This window comes from Tenacibaculum xiamenense (assembly GCF_964513065.1).
Classification (GTDB): domain Bacteria; phylum Bacteroidota; class Bacteroidia; order Flavobacteriales; family Flavobacteriaceae; genus Polaribacter; species Polaribacter xiamenense.
Window position 1 is genome coordinate 15,998 of record NZ_CAZEQU010000002.1, and the last position, 16,272, is coordinate 32,269.

The following is a 16,272-nucleotide window of genomic DNA, read 5'->3' on the forward strand; positions in this document are numbered from 1 at the left end:
AGTTTTAGTTTTTATAAGGATTCATAAGGTTGTTATTAACATATCCCTGTTTGCGTTCTTTATCAAACTGTTCCTTGTTTAAGTAACAGCTCATTTCATTTGAAACTACTTTTCCCCAACCATTAACATCCAGAACATATCTTAGTTTTGTTTTGAAATTTCCATTAAAAACAGGAATATTAAAACTCCAAAACTCATTTCTATCTAATTTCACATGATGATAGCTATTTCCGCAACTGCTATACGGGAGATAAGAAATTGCCTTCCATCTATTATCGGAATCTTTTGCCTCTATAAAAATATCAAGTCTACTATCAACTGCTTTCAAACTCAATATCGAATCGGTAGTATTAACTAAATATAGTTTACAACCTAAAAGACTGTCAGTGTATTTGACATGCTCTTTTTCATTAATTGTTAAATAGAGACCATTTCTTATGAAATCAGAAGTTACTTCTTGTGGCAAATTATCCGAGCGCCCTTCTCCATTTTGTTCTTCAGAATTCTTTAAACTACTGTATGCATAACAGTTCCCTCTTAATTGAAATTTAATATTTAAACTATCTAAATTAGATAAGACGTCTTCTTTTAACACATTTTCAGTAAACGGAACATTTTTTATTGAAGAATTTCCAAACACATTACTTTTGGGCTTAAGGTTACACCCGTAGAAAACAATTATTGATATTATCCAAATTATATATTTATTCATATTTCGTCGCTATTTTTATATTTAGTTTATTCCATTTTTCAAGCCACTTTTTCTTTTTAATTCTAGCATTGTAAACATCTACATTGAATTCAGGAGTAGGTTTCACAACAAGATTGAACAAATCATCTAAATCATATGGAGCAATGCATTCAATTTCATCATTGTCATTCAATCTTACTGCCACGGAAGTAGCGGTTTCAGGCCAAAAGGAAATTGCTTCATAACAATCATTATATTGATGATGCCCATTTTTAATATGCATTCTCGCTTGGTTTTTCACAGACCACTTTAAACTTGGGTTAACTTTTACGAGCTTGTATTCTAACTGTAAGTCTTCTTCTTTGGAACATTTTATCTCATCAAAATATATAACGTCAATATCATTGAGTTTTGTTCTGAGTTTATTATGTTTTACATCCCAAATTTTATTTCTAACAAACCCTGCTCCAATCCAACAATCATTTAAATTTAAAGTCCTTACAGTCCGTAACACCTCTAACATTCATTGATCATTCGCTATTACCTTAAAAAGCTCTTCTTTTAATTTCTCATTCATATTTCAAACAAATATGGTTACAAATTTACCTCATATTCATTAATATCCGTATTTAAAAGTTGATTTAAATAAGCGACAAGAACAAAACATATTTCATCGTCATTTCGAAGAAGTGGCAACGACTGAGAAATCTATTTTATTTACTCAAATAAATAAACTTAGTTAAGCGAAAGATTTCTCCCTAGCAGTAGAAATGACGAGAGGTTAAATTTTCAATTATTAATGTTGAAGGTTGAGTAATAAATTATGAGTTATTAATGTACAGACTTCTCGATACAAAATTATTTTCCATTGTATTACAAATAATTTCACTCGAAGTGACACTGACAAAGCATATTTCATCGTCCTTTCGAAGGAGTGGTAATGACGAGGAACTAATTTTGAGCTTTTTAAAATCAAGATTTCCCACAGTTTAAAAAGTCAATCAACAAGCTTTTTAAAACCGCAGGAAATCGGATTAACAATAATACCATTTACAATTCAAATAATTGGTATCAACCTAGAAATGAATTCTTCTTCTTTTTCAATACTCTTTTCATGTTTAGCTAGTGGGTTTATTCATTGGTTTAAATGATTTTAAGGTGGATCAAATTTCGAAATTGGTAGTTAAGCCTTCTTCTAATTACTAGACAAACACACCATTTTATCTATGCCTATTTATAAACTCATTTACTTTTTCACAGAACAAATATTCATCTTGAAACATTCCATTATGTCCACTATTTGGTAAAAGAAAACTTGATGTTTCCGTTGAACTGACGTTCATCAAAATACTTTCACCTAACGCTGGAGGACATACAAAATCATATTCTCCATAGAGTGTTAAAACAGGTATTGTAACCTTTCGTAGAGCATCCGAAAAGTTGTACTTCCTTAATTCATTATTTATTTCTGCATTTTGACTATAGCCGTGGTTGAAAAATATACTTGTTATTGGGTAATCTTGGTCAACGGCATTTTCTTTTAAAATATCCATTAGTGAAAACGGAACTACTTCCGAAAAATAATCTTCCGCATCGGTACAGTAAGTGTTTAATTGATTTGCCTGAGAGAGACTTAAGATTTCTTCTGGAAGACTCAGGCAAAAGTTTTTAATTTCCGTCCAGTTATTTACATAGTTACCACGAGCTATTTCTCTATTCGCATAGAATAATAATGCCTCTTTAGATAATCGGTCGTTAAGAGGATAATTGTGAGATGCACTGCATACAATCCACCCATCTACAAGATCTTGGTTGTTTTCCAGTGTTAAAAACGAAGTGGTTAAAATTCCGCCGAAGCTATGTGCTAATAAAAAGACTTTAGTATCGTTTCCATAACGGTGTTTTAGTACCTGAATTACTTTTTTAAGATCTTCAGTCATCGTTAGAAGATTTAAATGCTCTCCGTTACTGTTTCCTTGAGAAGCACCAGCATTTCTTTGATCCCAATAAGCCACAGCATATTTATCTTCAATATTATCGGAGATGTACTGTGTATTGTAAAAAAACGAACCTGTTCCTGGACCTCCATGTACAAATAACAAAATAGTTTTACTCGCAGTGTTTCCCTCTACAAGAACACGCATAGAAGCTCCTTCATTTTCAACATAAAAGGTTTCGGAAACTTCTGTGCCGATGGTAATTTCTTCTTTTTGGCAAGTGATAAAACTAAGCATAAGAAACGCTCCCAATAATATACTTTTCATACTTTTATTCATCTGTAAATACATAATTTTCAATCTATTCTAAGATTAGTATACCATTTGAAACTTGAAATTAATGCAGTAAAACGCCCTTTTTTCCTTTCTTCTTCATTAGAAAAATATATCATAACTAGACTATGCTTAATTTTTGTAATTTGAATAAAGAAAAAAATCATCATTTTCTTTTACAATAATTCCAAATCACAAATGGTATTATTTTTTAATATGTTTGATTCTTGTATTGAATTTTAAAAAGTTCGAAAACTTATAAACAATTCCTATTTCCATAGCTGGGCGCATATAAAACGTGCTATTGTATGGATACATAGTAAGTAGGTTTACCTTGTAATAAAGTAATATGGGCTTTGACTTCTTCACTGAAAAATCGTAGCCAACGCCTCCTCCAACAGATAAGATTCCATGGCTATAGCCTAAATCGTTGCTTTTTGAAACGGTTCCATTATCATCAACTTGATAAGTAACTCCTCCCAAAAACGTTCGACTATATCCTATTTCAGGTGAAAATTCGTTAAAAAAACCACTGCTTTTCGTTCTTCGGAAAGTATACCCAGCAGTGAAATACAGATTATCATGAAAATTTTGGTGATCGTACCATCCAAAATTGACGGTTAAGAATCTATCTTTTGTAAAGTTTTTTTGAACTCCGTTCTTATTAAACTTTTCAACATAAACTCTTTTTACTGGTAATTGCACCCCAGCTCTAAGTCCCGGATAAATTACCGAACTGTTGTAAGCAAGATAAACAGAAGATGATATTCTCTTATTCGAATTCTTTGCGTCTTCTTGTGCAAGGCAATAATTAGCAAAGAACAACATCATCATAATAACTTTGTAGTTTTTCATTTTGTGATAATCGTTTTATAAACTTTTCAGCAAAACAAAGGCAAAGTCGAGCATGAATCGCTTCATTTTATAAGATGACACCACTTTATGAAAAGTGGCACTCAGTATATAAATCCCATTTTTAAATTCGTTTTTCCTTTTCATCTGTTGGAATGTCAGTTCGAGTGTTTTTCAAGAAGTGATAACGCAGTGAAAAGTGTATCGAGAACAATATTTAGAGATAGAAAACACTTCTTGTTACAAAGTTGTTTTTTATTTTATTTCAACTAATTTATCATTGACATCATTCCGCCTTCAGAAAAAATCTAAGTAATGTTTGTTGCTCATTTTTCTAAGTTATTTTTCTTTTTCCATTGATGAAAAAGAAACAAAAAATCTAGTCTTAACCAGCCTGCACTCAAAAATAATCATCCTCGAACCTAAATTAAAATAACTCGCTATCGCTCAAACAAATTTTAATTTTAACGATTCTTACGGTGTTATTTTTGGATTACCTGCTTATGACGAAGTTCTTTTCGTGTCCATTTTGATATTTCATATAAAATAAAGAATAAAGCGCTTTTTAAGACGTTTTAAAGGTTTTTGATATACTGAGTAGGTGTTTGGTTGGTTATTCTCTTAAAAGATCGATTAAAAGATGATTTAGAGTTAAATCCGGCAGATAAGGCAATAGCAAGAAGATTCAATTTTTGATGTGCTCCTTGATTTAATTGATTTTTGACCTCATCTACTCTAAATGAATTGATAAAAACAAAGAAATTATCATTGGTGTTTTGATTAATTACTTGCGATAATTGATTCGCAGGAATTTCTAGTTGTTCTGCTAACTTAAACAAGGTTAATTGCGGATCGAGATAGGGTTTGTGTTCCAACACATAGTTCTTAACACTGTCAAAAGTATCCTTCGAAGATTCTACGGATAATGCAGTGTTTTGATATTTTACTATTGAAACTTCTTCTTTTTCCTCGGGCACTACCTTGGTTAATGGCATAGTATCAATAAAAATTCTGGTTTGTTTTAGCCCATTGATTCCCATTACAAAAACAAAAAGTGAGAGTAAGGCAACCGTATATAACTCTCCGTTGTATTCTATATTGAAATGAAAACCATCCGATAATATTAAACTTGTTAATCCTGATATTGACAATACTAAAACTCCTATTACAACGATTTTTAACCAAGTGAGTTGTTTTGAATCGATTTCCGAAAAGTAATCAGTGATTTCCTTTTGATATTTATTTAGTGTCTTAAGAATAACAATTGGGTAAACAATAACACTTAATATTTTTAAAATCCCAAGGGATAGCGAAATAGGTAGGTATTCATGTAAAGCTAAATAGGGGAGAAGCATCATATTTACTAAAAAAGGAAGAAGGTGCAATAACTGTGCTTTTGATCTTTTTTCTTTTTTATGAATGGTGATGGTGTAATAGAGAAGTAGTGGCCCATGTAAAAATACTAAGCCACCTGAAAACTCAGTAAAAAAGGTAAAAAAAGGCAATTGATTTCCTTCAAAATAATAGGCTATCAAATGAAACGTGATTACGGACAACCAAATGGTTAAGATGTTATCGGCACTATTTTTATTGTTTTTTGTGAAGACTAAAAAAGTAAAAAACAAACTCAATGTTATTGAGGCAATAATAAATATGTTCATTTAATTTTAACAATTAAACTGGTCAGTAGTTTGGGTTATTTTCGAATGTCCAAAGTTACCGAAAGGCTTTTAATTTTGGTTGAAAACGAAGATAATTATATGTGAAAGTTTCAGTTATTTCATTGAAAACTTCTTCCTCTTTCATAAAAATCAATAGGTTATCTCAGATAAAACCATACTCACTTTTTCCTTCAACTCTAAAGCACCGTCTATTCTCAAAACTTTACAATCTAATTTTTCAATCCAGTTATTATGAACTCTTAAGGATCTACCATCAAAGTCAGGGTTCTCATATTGATTCGCCCAGTTGATAAAAGCTTCATAGTTTCGTTTTCTTTCTATATTCGTTTTCAATTCATCACCATATCGTTCAAACTCTCTTTTTTTAAGTCGCTCCATTCTGATATCATTTTCCAATCGAATAAAAATAGCTAAGTCAAACAAAGACTCCCATTCCTTACCCCAACTGACCATGGAACCACTAATAACAACATTTTCATGCTTAAAAAAATCCTTTTTTATGTTTTCATTTCGCTCATCTAAAGGAACTTTTTCCGTGTAAGGATTCTTCGTTTGTTTCCAATAATAATCATCAGCATCTAAGTGTATGAAATTAGATTTATTTGCAAGTTCTTTTGCCAATGTTGTGGTTCCTGAACCTGAGGCTCCAAATATTAGTATTTTCATGTTTAAAATCGACTGGTTTCTTTCTTTACTAGGATCTTAAAATAACAAAAACAAGTCTTAAAAGACTTGTTTTTGTTATTTTATAGAAAAGGCTTACAAATATGATTACATAATACGCGCCATATTTATTTGTTATTCAATATTTCAACGGTCTTATCCACCCATTCATAAGGTTTAATAGTTCTATCAAAATAATAATCAGGTTGAATTCCTTTCCCATCAATTGCCATTCCTGGAATTCTATAACTTTTGGTTAATCCATACCACAATCTAAATTGTTTAGAAGGCGAAATTACAGTGTGCATATTCGATATATCCAGACTTCCCAATGTTGTGGTTCCAAACAATTTAACTTTTTTACTTTGTTTTGCTTCTAATAAAAACTGTTCTGTTGTACTTCCGCAGCTACCATTAATTAAAACAGCTACATTGACGGGATTCGGATAAATATTTTCATGTGTTTCAATATCTACTACGTTTTCGTTTAAACTGATATACTCACCTAGATGTTTGTTCAATTTTTCCAGTCCTTCTTTCGCCCGTTTCTTTTCATCTTTAGACAAAATTGGATCGTTCATAAATTTAATCATACGACTATTATTCAATTCTGTAGATAAATATTCCACCCCAACTTTTCTTATTGGGTTCGTATAGATATATGGCTTTATTTTTTCATAACTAATGTCAGAGCCACCGCCATTACCTCTTAAATCTATAATTAAATTCTGTGTATTCTTTATGAGCTTATCATTGGAATCTAATAAACTATCGATAAGATCTTTATTTGCACGCTCAAAAGAAGGAATTCTCAACAATAGTGTATTCTTAGATATGCTTTCTAAAATAGGTTTAGGAGAAGATTTTCTTCTGAAATAATCTTCAACATTTTTTTCCGTTTCTATTTTAGGTAAAACTCTTTTTAAATTTATAAACCCTGATCCTATTGAAAGATAATTATTACCTAATAAATCAATATTTTCAAATTGCCTAACAGAATGATCTCCCATATAATATTTCATATTATATTTTGCTTTTTCCGTTTTGAAAATTTCAAATTTCACCTGATTTTTTTGCCAGTAAGGATGCTTTGATTCAACAATAAAACCAACATATTCTCTGTTTGGATTTGTTTCATCTTTAACAACTCCAATTGTGTATGCTCTTGAATTCCAAAGCCCTTCATAACCAGTATTCAAGCCAAGTTTGTCAATATATGATTTGAAAGCTTTTGGTGTTATCTCATACCTTTCAGAATTGCCATATTTTTCAATTATTTCTTTATCTGAAAGATTTGTTTGTTCATTTCTTACTATTTGAACCTGTAAGTGATCTTTTCTAAAAAACTCTGTCCAATCATTTAGTAATTTATGGCACTCGTTTAAATCGGATATTTGTGATGCTTTTTTAGTATAAAATTCATTGTGCATTAAATACCTGTTTTCACCTTTCTTATCGAGGATATATTGAAATCCTGCGTCATTTTTCTCAAATGTTTCCGTTAACCATTTTAAGTTTTTTAAGCAGTCGCAATCCTGTGAAAAAAGCTGTATTGAGGTTAAAAAAGTAATTGTTATTATTAGTTTTCTCATTAAAAAGTTTTTTCAAAACTAGATGATCTAAAAAAATAAAATCATAAAAAAAACTTAAACAAATCATAAATCCCTTCTTAATAAAGCAGTCTATAAATATTTGATAAACTCAACTTTTATGATTTTTATTGAAGTAAGCATCCTCATTTAAACCATCTTCTTGCGTTCATTTAATACCATTCAGTGAGATATTTTTCATCTACATTTTTTTCTCCAAAACAACCATATGTTTACATTGAATTCCGTTTTCAAATATGGGTTCTTTATAATTCTTTAGAAAGAAATTTTTATCAATTCGGTCTATTTCAAATCCTGACTTTTGGTATAATGCTAACTGTCCAATGCTCGAGTTTCCAGTTCCTATGATTAGCTTTTTATATCCTAATTCCTTACTCAGATTTTCAGCTTGTTGCAATAAAACTTTTCCAAAGCCTTTTCCTTGCTCAGACTCCTTTATCGCAATGTTTTTTATTTCAATAGTTGTAGAATTAACCGAGTTTAAGACTAGTACTCCGATCAATTTTGATTGATGTTTTGCTATATAGCAACTACCTGTTTTCAAATAGGATTCTATTTGTTCCCTTGAAGGGTCCGCCATTTTAAGAAGTTTAAAAGGAATATCCTTATTTTCTTTTACTTGTTCAATTTTAAGTTCTTTGATATTCATTGTTTTCTTTTAATTCAATTTTTCGCCAGTCTAAATCTTTAATGACGGCAAAATAGCCAAATTCCGACTCTTTTGGCTCTTGTAAAACGGTAATATTGCTAGCTTTTAATTTTTCTATTGTACTTTCCAAGTTATTCACCACAAAACCTAATCGTGTGGAAATATCGGGTGCTAATTGTGTTTTTAATAATGGATAAATCTCAAAAACTATGTTTCCTATTTCCGTAGCATAGTGCCAAGGCCCATTTCCATGCTGGTGAAACCTAAAAGTAAGACCCAACATCGTATAAAAAGACGAAAGTTCCTTGGGTTTATCTGATCGAATAACAATTAAATTTACTTCCATAGCCTTAAATTCATGTAATTTCTATAAACTCTTTTTAATCAATTTCCTCAATGTTTCTAAATCAATATCCGCAAGTTTGTTGATATATAAACAACCTCTTCCCCATTTACATTTTCCAAGTTTCGCTAACAATTCTTCTTCTTTGCCAATATCATAAGGTAAATAAACAGTTATTTTAGTTTTTCTAGGTGCAAACCCAACTTTAAACCATTCAAACTCTTCTTTAGAACCTTTCCTTTGATAAGTGTATTTATCAAAACCAATTAAAAAATCGGGGTCCATATGGTTTCCCCATACTTTTGGTTCTTTTTGAATTGTTTCTTTCATTAAATCTAGAATTATTCGACTGTCTTTTTGTTTCGATTCATTACTTATATTATTTATAAAATTATCAACACTTCTATCCGTTTCTTTGGTAATTAACCCTGCCATGATTTCTATTTTGGTTTTAAAACATCTTGAAGTTACGTTAAAAATTAATAACGGAATACTATACAAGGTAAACTCTTTTCCTTTAAAGTATTCTCTAATTTGTAAATCGCTTTAACATTTCATCCTTCACAATGACATCATAACGAATTGACTTTTATCGAAGAAATCAACCCAAAAACAAGTGATTTAGCTTTATTAAATCTTCCGCATTATTAATTGAATAAAAATAATTCAATTGCCATTTTTGAGTTCTTTCGGCTTGTTTACTTTGTACCTCATCCCAAGAAGGATATATTCGAAAACCTCTTTTTCCTTCTTTGTTTGTTGTAGATATAATTCCCTTTTTTATTAAAATATCTCTAGGAAAAACAAACAGCCCAAAACGTTTATCCCATATTGAAGATATCATAAAATAATCAAAAGCATCCAACTCAGAAAATGGTGCTATTGGACCGTTATAATCGCGCTTCCAAAAGGTTACAAATTGCCCGATTTTCTTTGGTGTAATTTTCGAGGTTCTACTTATCACCTGTTTTTTATTTAATTCAAACTGACAAGCATCATATTCTTGGCTTTCACTCTCTTCGTTGTAATTAGTAAATTCTAAATTTTGCTTATCAAAAAGTTCTTTTTTAAGGTAAGTAAGGTTCTTATTCATAGTTATTTTTAGTCAGTCTCTGCATCATGTAAATTATATTCGGTATGTCGTAAATCTTCCAGCCTCGTGGTCCATAAAATATTAATCTTCTTCCATTTTTTTCTTCTATTATTATTTTATGCTGAAACCTTTTTAAATAACCAAAATATCGTGCTTTTAAATATTCAATTGTTGTTTTCGGTTCATCTAGAGGATAATCATAGGGAGTCCAATTTTTAATATTCTCATAAGAAATACTATCAGCAAATATATCATTTCCACAAGCAATTTTTTGTGTACCAATAATCGTCCAGTTTTTATTCCTTCCCTTAAAATATACTACTGGAACCCCTATGTTTTGAAATGCTAGCAATGTCGTTAACTCTTGCTTTTTCGATTTTTCCAGAGTCTCAAAAAACAAAACTTTTGAACAAAGAGCATTATTCTTTCGCACTCTCCATTTGATTCGATTCTCTAGGTACTCATGTGATTTTATCATAGCCTTTATTTAGGAAGTAATTTCTAAATATCAATTCAAGAAGCCCAAAAATAACATGTAATACCTTACTAAGCTATCATTTTTATTTCTTTCTATAAATAGCTCTGGGATAGTCAGACATTCTTTTGTTTTTCTTTCGCAATTCTGTTAGTGCATTTTTAGCAATCCACTTGGCTGAAGCACTTTCAAACTCTACGATTTCCTCAGCAACTTCAATGGCTCTTTTATTCAAATCGATATTTCGTTTACCAATATTCCTAAGAGCCCAGTTTACCGCCTTTTTTACGTATAATCGTTCGTCATTTGCTTCTCTTTTGAGAATAGGAAAAAACTGTTCAAATAATTCATTATCTGATTTTTTATCAGCCATACAATAGGCTGCCATAATTGCAAAACCCGCTCTTTTTTCAAACTCTGGTTTTCGCTCTGTCCATTCCAATAACTTCAATAAAGCTAAATCGCTTTTCGCAAAAATTCCCATGCAAAAACTGTCACAAATTTCCCAATTTTCAAAAGTTTTCACCCACTTTTCCATTAAATCTTCAGTGATACTTTTAGGGCTAAATATTTTACTACATAAAAGTCGCGCTTCATAAATTCCACTATCAAAAAGCTTTATAGCCAACATGTTGTTTCGCCCTATTTCTTTTGCCAACTCTTTTAAATCTTTGTGATAAATTCCAAGTGAATTATTGGCAATAACTCCAAATTTTTGCTTTTTAAATGTTATTTTATCTTCATCCTGAAGCTCATACAATCGTTCTATAATTTCTTCGTAGGTCATCTGGACTTATTCATTTTTACCAACAATATAGAGATAGTCACCCAAATCATTTTTGTACAAATTCATAATCTCATTAATACGACCACTTTTAACGTCTTCCTTTAGTTTTAATAAGCCTTCATTAACCTCTTTTTGATTGGCCAAAGAAGAAAATGAAGAAATACCTTCTCGAATTTGCTCATCAAAATACAAGTCTGGAAAATCTTTTCCGCAATACAAAAACTGATCTTGTAAATCAGGACGTATAAAATACTTTTCTGTTTTTTCTAAACTTATATTATTCTTTCCCATAGCATCTTTAACACCCTCCAATGAAGGCATTTGATTTATGGAGTTAGATAGCATTTTTGGAAAATAATGATTCAACCAATAGCCTTTCATTTGTTCAGGAGTTGAAGTAAAAATCACAATACGTCCATTAGTTTTTAAAATCTTACTTAACTCTTTAAATCCACTCTCTAAATCCGACCAATGATGAATGGTTAATGTAGCGACAATACCATCTATTGAGTTTTCAGAAAGCCCAGTCTTTTCTGAAGATCCTACTCTCCAATCAACATTATCGTTCAGACTTTTTGCTTTGCTTAACATTTGTTCAGAAGGATCAATTCCAATGAGGTTCATACCTTTTGTTTGAAGTTCACTGGTATAATTTCCCGTTCCACAACCGATATCCAAATACAATTCGTAGTTCACCGGTTTTAAATGATGAATTAATCTTTCAGTAAGAAATTTATCAGCCTTTCGCGTTTCATTATAATTTACACCTATTTTATCATACTTTACTTGCATATTCCTTTTCGATTTAAGTAACACTCCATTTTCTAACTAAACGATAATACAAAGCAGGTAAATACCTTCTGGCATATACTCCAGCTTTTTCTTTTGCCCCGCCAATATACACTTCTGGCTTTTTATTTTTAATAGCTTTAATCATCAATTTTGCAAACCGATCAGGATGCATTCCTTTCTCAGTAGAAGCATCCATAATTCCTTGTTTAGAACCATCTCCAACTAATGCATTTTTGGAAACTTCAGTAGCTACAAAACCTGGGCAAATTAGAGAGACTGAAATATTATCCTTAAAATGTTCGGCTCTTAATGCATCATAGAAACCATGCAACGCATGCTTGCTTGCAGAATAACTTGAACGTAAAGGGGTTCCGAATTTTCCTACTACACTAGAAGTGACAACAAAATGCCCTTTTTTATTCTTTATAAAATGAGGTAATAATGCTTTTGTTAGAGCAATGTTTCCTAAGTAATTAATTACCATAATTCTCCGATCTACTTCCAAAGATGTTTCTTCTATCAATGAACGTTGACTAACACCTCCGTTATTAACTAAAACATCTACTTTACCAAATAATTTAATTGCGTCAGATGTTTTGGCTTCCAAGGTTTCATATTGCTCCAAATCAAGAGGTAATATTTTCACGTTCTCAGGTTTTTCGCATTGTAATCGAACTTCATTCAGGGCTTTTTCGTTTCTGGATGAGAGAATCAGCTTAACATCTTTTTTTGAATAAGCGATGGCTAATGATTTCCCTATTCCAGAGGAAGCGCCGGTAATCCAAATAACTTGATTATTCATCATTTCTTTGTTTTAATCGCAGGGCGATAGCCAAGGGTTTAATTCCGAAAGGTTTGTCTCGAAATATAAAATTATGAAACCAACACATACCCTGCATGTTTGTATTGGGGCAGTTCATTATCACTCTCAACTAATACCACCTGGTAATTGAGTAGTAAATATTTCATCTAATGTATTGAAAACAAAACAATTTATGGTTACAAACTATACCAATGTACTTTTTAAAGGTATTTGTTGGAAGAATAATTCAAATTTTCGGCAACATTTGTAGAATCTAAAATGTAACTTTTCTTATCATTTTAGACGAATCCAAACCTCTTAATCGTAAAACTTATTCTTTTGCACCTATAATTTCAAAGGTTTTTCATACTAGTAAAAGCTTTCTCTTCTACTAATGAACTGATAGAAAAAGCATTTGAAGTACCGCCTAAAATTCACATATTATTGTTTCGTCAAATATTGACCTCTATCAAAATCTTCTTGAGTAATTGGCTTTCCATTTACTGAACTTCCATCCCAATCTTGTGCAATTAACCAAACGCCATTTACTTTTTTAAGTACCACGTGAAACATTCCAAAATGTGTTTTAAATTTTGGGTTTTTCTTCTTGTAAGTCACTTTGTAATACCCTATTTCATAAGCAGTATTGTCTTTATGCATTCTTTCAAGAAAACTAAACTCAATTTGTTCCACATTAGAAACAGGTCTTTGAAAACTCTCCTTAATTTTTTCTTTGTACTCACTTCCTATTCGCATTGCATAGGAGTTCACCCTTAAAACATCATTTGTTTGTAAGTCGTTAAATGCTTTCCAATCCCTAGAATTGTAGGCTTTTATAAAAGGAAACCAAACTTGTTGGTCAATTTCTTTAGTAATTTCAGTACTCTCTAACTTTGTTTGAGAGAAAATAGAAGTAACCGAAATAAAAATAATCAGTAACGAGTATATAGTTTTCATGAGTAAAATTTAGCTGCATACAAGTTACTGATTTTTTTAAACCCTTGGTTTATACTATTTACGAATAAAACTTTCGCTCATAAATAGTATTATTTCCAATAAGTTAGCTCAAGGTTTATCCGAAAAACCTTAGTATTTATTATATATTCTGAAGAAGCGAATGACTAAAATGTTCTATCGCTTGAATATAGGCATACACTTCTATCGGATGAGCTCCTAGTTTCTTTTTCTCTAAATCGGCAGTAAATCCAAAATCAAGTTTTGTACACCCCTTTTGTTGGGCTCTTTCAAGTGTTCTGTAGAGTATTTGTTTATAGGCATTAACCTCATACACGTGTTGATAATCTAAACCAACAATCATAGCATTGTATAAATCGTTGTGAATAAAACTAAACATAACTCCTACAAGTTTTGGTTTTTCTCCTTCTTCTTTTGGTTTTAAGTATAACTGAATAAAATCGTAATCAGCATTCGTCGCCATTGCCTGAAAAAAGCTTAGTGGAAGCTTAAAAACATTTAAAGTATATGACTTTTCAAAAACCTGTTCGTATAAATTATACTGTGTTAGTAGCTCTTCTTTTGTACTAGGTTTTCGATACTCAACTATAAATTTATCTTCAAATTTTAATACTTCTTTTCTAACATTATATCGATACTTTTGAGGCAACTTCTTTAAATATTCATCTTGATTATTCCATGAAAACTCGTTTATCAATAAGTTATCAGGTAATTGAAACTTCGTAAAACCAAGTTCTAGCATTTTTGTTTCAAACTCTGAGTTTTGCGGTCCATAAAAATCACGTATCATAATTTTACTTGCCTGGTATTCCATTGTTGCTGAATTCAAAATTTCCACCAATTTTTCCAAAGCTAAAGACCAAGATGGGTCTTCTTGATCAATAAAAACATGGTTTCCCTTGGTTATTAATGAACCCGTAATTATGGTTTTTGAGGTTAAAAAGTATGGGGAGTTTTCTTCCCTTTCTTTTTCAACTTTTTCCGAAACATAAGCAGGAGAAAACATATCGTCTTTTGTTAAAGCAACCGTAAAAAAAGTTTTCAAAATGGTTTTCCCTGAATTATTTTTAATATCAACATACTTAAAAAACCAATTATCTTCTTCTTTTTCGTTGTTGGAAAATGTTTTTTCTACCAACGCAATATTATCATAATTTAAGGTTCCATTTCCCTTAAAAATAGTATTCCAATCTTCTCTTGACTCTTCTAATATTGATGAGCTTAAAGTCACTTGAAGTTCTTCTTTTTCAGAAATAGAATTTTCAGAAATAGCTGCACTCAATTTAAATTCTGGAAGTTTAAATGTTTTCGCTACTTTCTCACAATTACTATTATTTTCTTTTAGCGCTTCCAAATATTTATATTGAAGTAACTCCAACATGTCGTCAATGTTTTCCTTAGTTAACGAGCTATTTACCATAAAACGTAATCCGCTCTTTTTCATTGGAACCGCAGGAAATGAGGCTACATTAAAAAAGAAACCTTCAGCTTTCATTTTATTCACTGCTTCATAGGCTATTTTGGGCAATCCTGCTGGAATAAAAAATAATGGGCTATCCGTTTTTTGATACTGCGGAAAGTTCAATGCATCTAATTTATCATTCGTATAATCTATCAACTCTTTCAGATACTTCTGTTTTTTAATGATTTCATCAGATAAATGGAGCTTTGCTGAAGCAATTGCCGCTCCTAACATTGGTGGTTGAATTGGTCCAGAAAAGATATACGTTGAGCCACAATTTCGAACTTTTCTGGCAATTTCTTCATTTGGAAGAACCATACATCCACCAGCGGCAGCAAAGGATTTGTTTAAGGAAACAGTGAGGTACATCTTTTCGTGATACCCCATTTCGCTTTTAGCAACTCCGCATCCATTCTCTCCATACCAACTTACACCATGTGCATCATCAATATACACATGGAACTTATTGTAAGTATTTAATAACCTTTTAAGTTCATCAAATGGAGTAAAATCACCATACATTGAATAAACTCCATCAGCGAAGTACCAAATCTTGTCAAACTTATTGTTTAAGGCTTTTATTTTAGTTTCCAAAGATTCCATGCAATTATGTTTCACAATGTATACAGGAATTCTTCTTTCTTTCAATAATTTTACTGCCATTTGCACGCTTGAATGCACTTGTAAGTCTAAAATAACAGCATCATTATTTCCAACAATTACCGGAATTGTAGCCAAATGCCCTAAAGTAGTGCTAGCAGTTACAATACATGGACTCTTATAAATCTTTTCCATCAATCCTTCTAATTCCTTATATAAACCTATTGACAAATAGGTACGAGAGGATGAAAATTGAGTTCCGTGTTCTAATACAGAGTTGACAACTCCATTTTTAAGTTCTTGTTCATTTTCTAATGATAAGTAACTACAGGATCCAAAATTTATCAGTTTCTTGTTTCCTATTACCACAGCATTATCATCTGTTTTTTTTTGGTTTGAGGTGTAATTATGCACCAAGTTTCTTCTAAAACCATCTTCAATTATTTGATCCAAGGTTTCAATCATAATATGTTTTTATGTTTAAGTTTAGGTTACATGATGTCAGCTGAAACATCGCAAAAACCTT

General features: G+C 31.1%; 17 protein-coding genes. All 17 read right to left on the reverse strand.

What is annotated here, in order from left to right:
• Positions 1-4 precede the first annotated feature (4 nt).
• The gene (locus tag ACKTTV_RS00090) at positions 5-712 is read right to left on the reverse strand and encodes a hypothetical protein (protein WP_408028762.1); all 708 of its coding nucleotides are present in this window, start codon (positions 710-712) and stop codon (positions 5-7) included.
• Positions 705-1,214, reverse strand: a complete 510-nt coding sequence (locus tag ACKTTV_RS00095; RefSeq protein ID WP_408028763.1) for a nucleotidyltransferase family protein — start codon at positions 1,212-1,214, stop codon at positions 705-707. The genes ACKTTV_RS00090 and ACKTTV_RS00095 overlap by 8 nt, the downstream gene beginning before the upstream one ends.
• A gap of 697 nt (positions 1,215-1,911) precedes the next feature.
• Positions 1,912-2,955: an alpha/beta fold hydrolase gene (locus ACKTTV_RS00100; protein WP_408028764.1), complete on the reverse strand. Its 1,044-nt coding sequence runs from the start codon at positions 2,953-2,955 to the stop codon at positions 1,912-1,914.
• A 210-nt stretch (positions 2,956-3,165) separates the two neighbouring features.
• A complete protein-coding gene (locus ACKTTV_RS00105) occupies positions 3,166-3,816 on the reverse strand; it encodes a hypothetical protein (RefSeq protein WP_408028765.1) in 651 nt (216 codons plus the stop codon).
• 572 nt (positions 3,817-4,388) lie between these two features.
• Positions 4,389-5,474 (reverse strand): helix-turn-helix domain-containing protein, encoded by a 1,086-nt coding sequence (locus ACKTTV_RS00110; RefSeq protein ID WP_408028766.1) that lies wholly within the window; start codon positions 5,472-5,474, stop codon positions 4,389-4,391.
• A gap of 150 nt (positions 5,475-5,624) precedes the next feature.
• Entirely contained in the window at positions 5,625-6,161 is a 537-nt protein-coding gene (locus tag ACKTTV_RS00115) for an AAA family ATPase (protein WP_408028767.1), read from the reverse strand.
• Between the two features lie 125 nt (positions 6,162-6,286).
• Entirely contained in the window at positions 6,287-7,750 is a 1,464-nt protein-coding gene (locus ACKTTV_RS00120; protein WP_408028768.1) for a S41 family peptidase, read from the reverse strand.
• 199 nt (positions 7,751-7,949) lie between these two features.
• Positions 7,950-8,417, reverse strand: coding sequence for a GNAT family N-acetyltransferase (locus ACKTTV_RS00125; RefSeq protein WP_408028769.1), 468 nt, complete (start codon positions 8,415-8,417; stop codon positions 7,950-7,952).
• A complete protein-coding gene (locus ACKTTV_RS00130; protein ID WP_408028770.1) occupies positions 8,398-8,763 on the reverse strand; it encodes a VOC family protein in 366 nt (121 codons plus the stop codon). The genes ACKTTV_RS00125 and ACKTTV_RS00130 overlap by 20 nt, the downstream gene beginning before the upstream one ends.
• A 21-nt stretch (positions 8,764-8,784) precedes the next feature.
• Positions 8,785-9,195 (reverse strand): DUF1801 domain-containing protein, encoded by a 411-nt coding sequence (locus ACKTTV_RS00135; RefSeq protein ID WP_408028771.1) that lies wholly within the window; start codon positions 9,193-9,195, stop codon positions 8,785-8,787.
• 166 nt (positions 9,196-9,361) lie between these two features.
• Positions 9,362-9,853: a MepB family protein gene (locus ACKTTV_RS00140; RefSeq protein ID WP_408028772.1), complete on the reverse strand. Its 492-nt coding sequence runs from the start codon at positions 9,851-9,853 to the stop codon at positions 9,362-9,364.
• Positions 9,846-10,331 carry a hypothetical protein gene (locus ACKTTV_RS00145; RefSeq protein ID WP_408028773.1) on the reverse strand — a complete coding sequence of 162 codons (486 nt, stop codon included), beginning with the start codon at positions 10,329-10,331 and terminating at the stop codon, positions 9,846-9,848. Before ACKTTV_RS00145 ends, ACKTTV_RS00140 begins: the two co-directional genes overlap by 8 nt.
• 82 nt (positions 10,332-10,413) lie before the next feature.
• Positions 10,414-11,115: a DNA alkylation repair protein gene (locus ACKTTV_RS00150; protein ID WP_408028774.1), complete on the reverse strand. Its 702-nt coding sequence runs from the start codon at positions 11,113-11,115 to the stop codon at positions 10,414-10,416.
• 6 nt (positions 11,116-11,121) lie between these two features.
• A complete protein-coding gene (locus tag ACKTTV_RS00155; RefSeq protein WP_408028775.1) occupies positions 11,122-11,907 on the reverse strand; it encodes a class I SAM-dependent methyltransferase in 786 nt (261 codons plus the stop codon).
• A 13-nt stretch (positions 11,908-11,920) separates the two neighbouring features.
• Positions 11,921-12,712: an SDR family oxidoreductase gene (locus ACKTTV_RS00160; RefSeq protein WP_408028776.1), complete on the reverse strand. Its 792-nt coding sequence runs from the start codon at positions 12,710-12,712 to the stop codon at positions 11,921-11,923.
• A 438-nt stretch (positions 12,713-13,150) separates the two neighbouring features.
• Positions 13,151-13,666: a YybH family protein gene (locus ACKTTV_RS00165; protein ID WP_408028777.1), complete on the reverse strand. Its 516-nt coding sequence runs from the start codon at positions 13,664-13,666 to the stop codon at positions 13,151-13,153.
• Positions 13,667-13,805: 139 nt separating this feature from the next.
• On the reverse strand, positions 13,806-16,211 hold the full coding sequence (locus tag ACKTTV_RS00170; protein ID WP_408028778.1) for an aminotransferase class I/II-fold pyridoxal phosphate-dependent enzyme: 2,406 nt from the start codon (positions 16,209-16,211) through the stop codon (positions 13,806-13,808).
• Positions 16,212-16,272: the final 61 nt, after the last annotated feature.

Coding starts and splice junctions, on each gene's coding strand:
- ACKTTV_RS00090 (WP_408028762.1), bottom strand. CDS start 712: ATGAATAAATATATAATTTGGATAATATCAATAATTGTTTTCTACGGG.
- ACKTTV_RS00125 (WP_408028769.1), bottom strand. CDS start 8,417: ATGAATATCAAAGAACTTAAAATTGAACAAGTAAAAGAAAATAAGGAT.
- ACKTTV_RS00170 (WP_408028778.1), bottom strand. CDS start 16,211: ATGATTGAAACCTTGGATCAAATAATTGAAGATGGTTTTAGAAGAAAC.
- ACKTTV_RS00100 (WP_408028764.1), bottom strand. CDS start 2,955: ATGAAAAGTATATTATTGGGAGCGTTTCTTATGCTTAGTTTTATCACT.
- ACKTTV_RS00130 (WP_408028770.1), bottom strand. CDS start 8,763: ATGGAAGTAAATTTAATTGTTATTCGATCAGATAAACCCAAGGAACTT.
- ACKTTV_RS00155 (WP_408028775.1), bottom strand. CDS start 11,907: ATGCAAGTAAAGTATGATAAAATAGGTGTAAATTATAATGAAACGCGA.
- ACKTTV_RS00120 (WP_408028768.1), bottom strand. CDS start 7,750: ATGAGAAAACTAATAATAACAATTACTTTTTTAACCTCAATACAGCTT.
- ACKTTV_RS00140 (WP_408028772.1), bottom strand. CDS start 9,853: ATGAATAAGAACCTTACTTACCTTAAAAAAGAACTTTTTGATAAGCAA.
- ACKTTV_RS00160 (WP_408028776.1), bottom strand. CDS start 12,712: ATGATGAATAATCAAGTTATTTGGATTACCGGCGCTTCCTCTGGAATA.
- ACKTTV_RS00150 (WP_408028774.1), bottom strand. CDS start 11,115: ATGACCTACGAAGAAATTATAGAACGATTGTATGAGCTTCAGGATGAA.
- ACKTTV_RS00110 (WP_408028766.1), bottom strand. CDS start 5,474: ATGAACATATTTATTATTGCCTCAATAACATTGAGTTTGTTTTTTACT.
- ACKTTV_RS00145 (WP_408028773.1), bottom strand. CDS start 10,331: ATGATAAAATCACATGAGTACCTAGAGAATCGAATCAAATGGAGAGTG.
- ACKTTV_RS00165 (WP_408028777.1), bottom strand. CDS start 13,666: ATGAAAACTATATACTCGTTACTGATTATTTTTATTTCGGTTACTTCT.
- ACKTTV_RS00135 (WP_408028771.1), bottom strand. CDS start 9,195: ATGGCAGGGTTAATTACCAAAGAAACGGATAGAAGTGTTGATAATTTT.
- ACKTTV_RS00115 (WP_408028767.1), bottom strand. CDS start 6,161: ATGAAAATACTAATATTTGGAGCCTCAGGTTCAGGAACCACAACATTG.
- ACKTTV_RS00095 (WP_408028763.1), bottom strand. CDS start 1,214: ATGTTAGAGGTGTTACGGACTGTAAGGACTTTAAATTTAAATGATTGT.
- ACKTTV_RS00105 (WP_408028765.1), bottom strand. CDS start 3,816: ATGAAAAACTACAAAGTTATTATGATGATGTTGTTCTTTGCTAATTAT.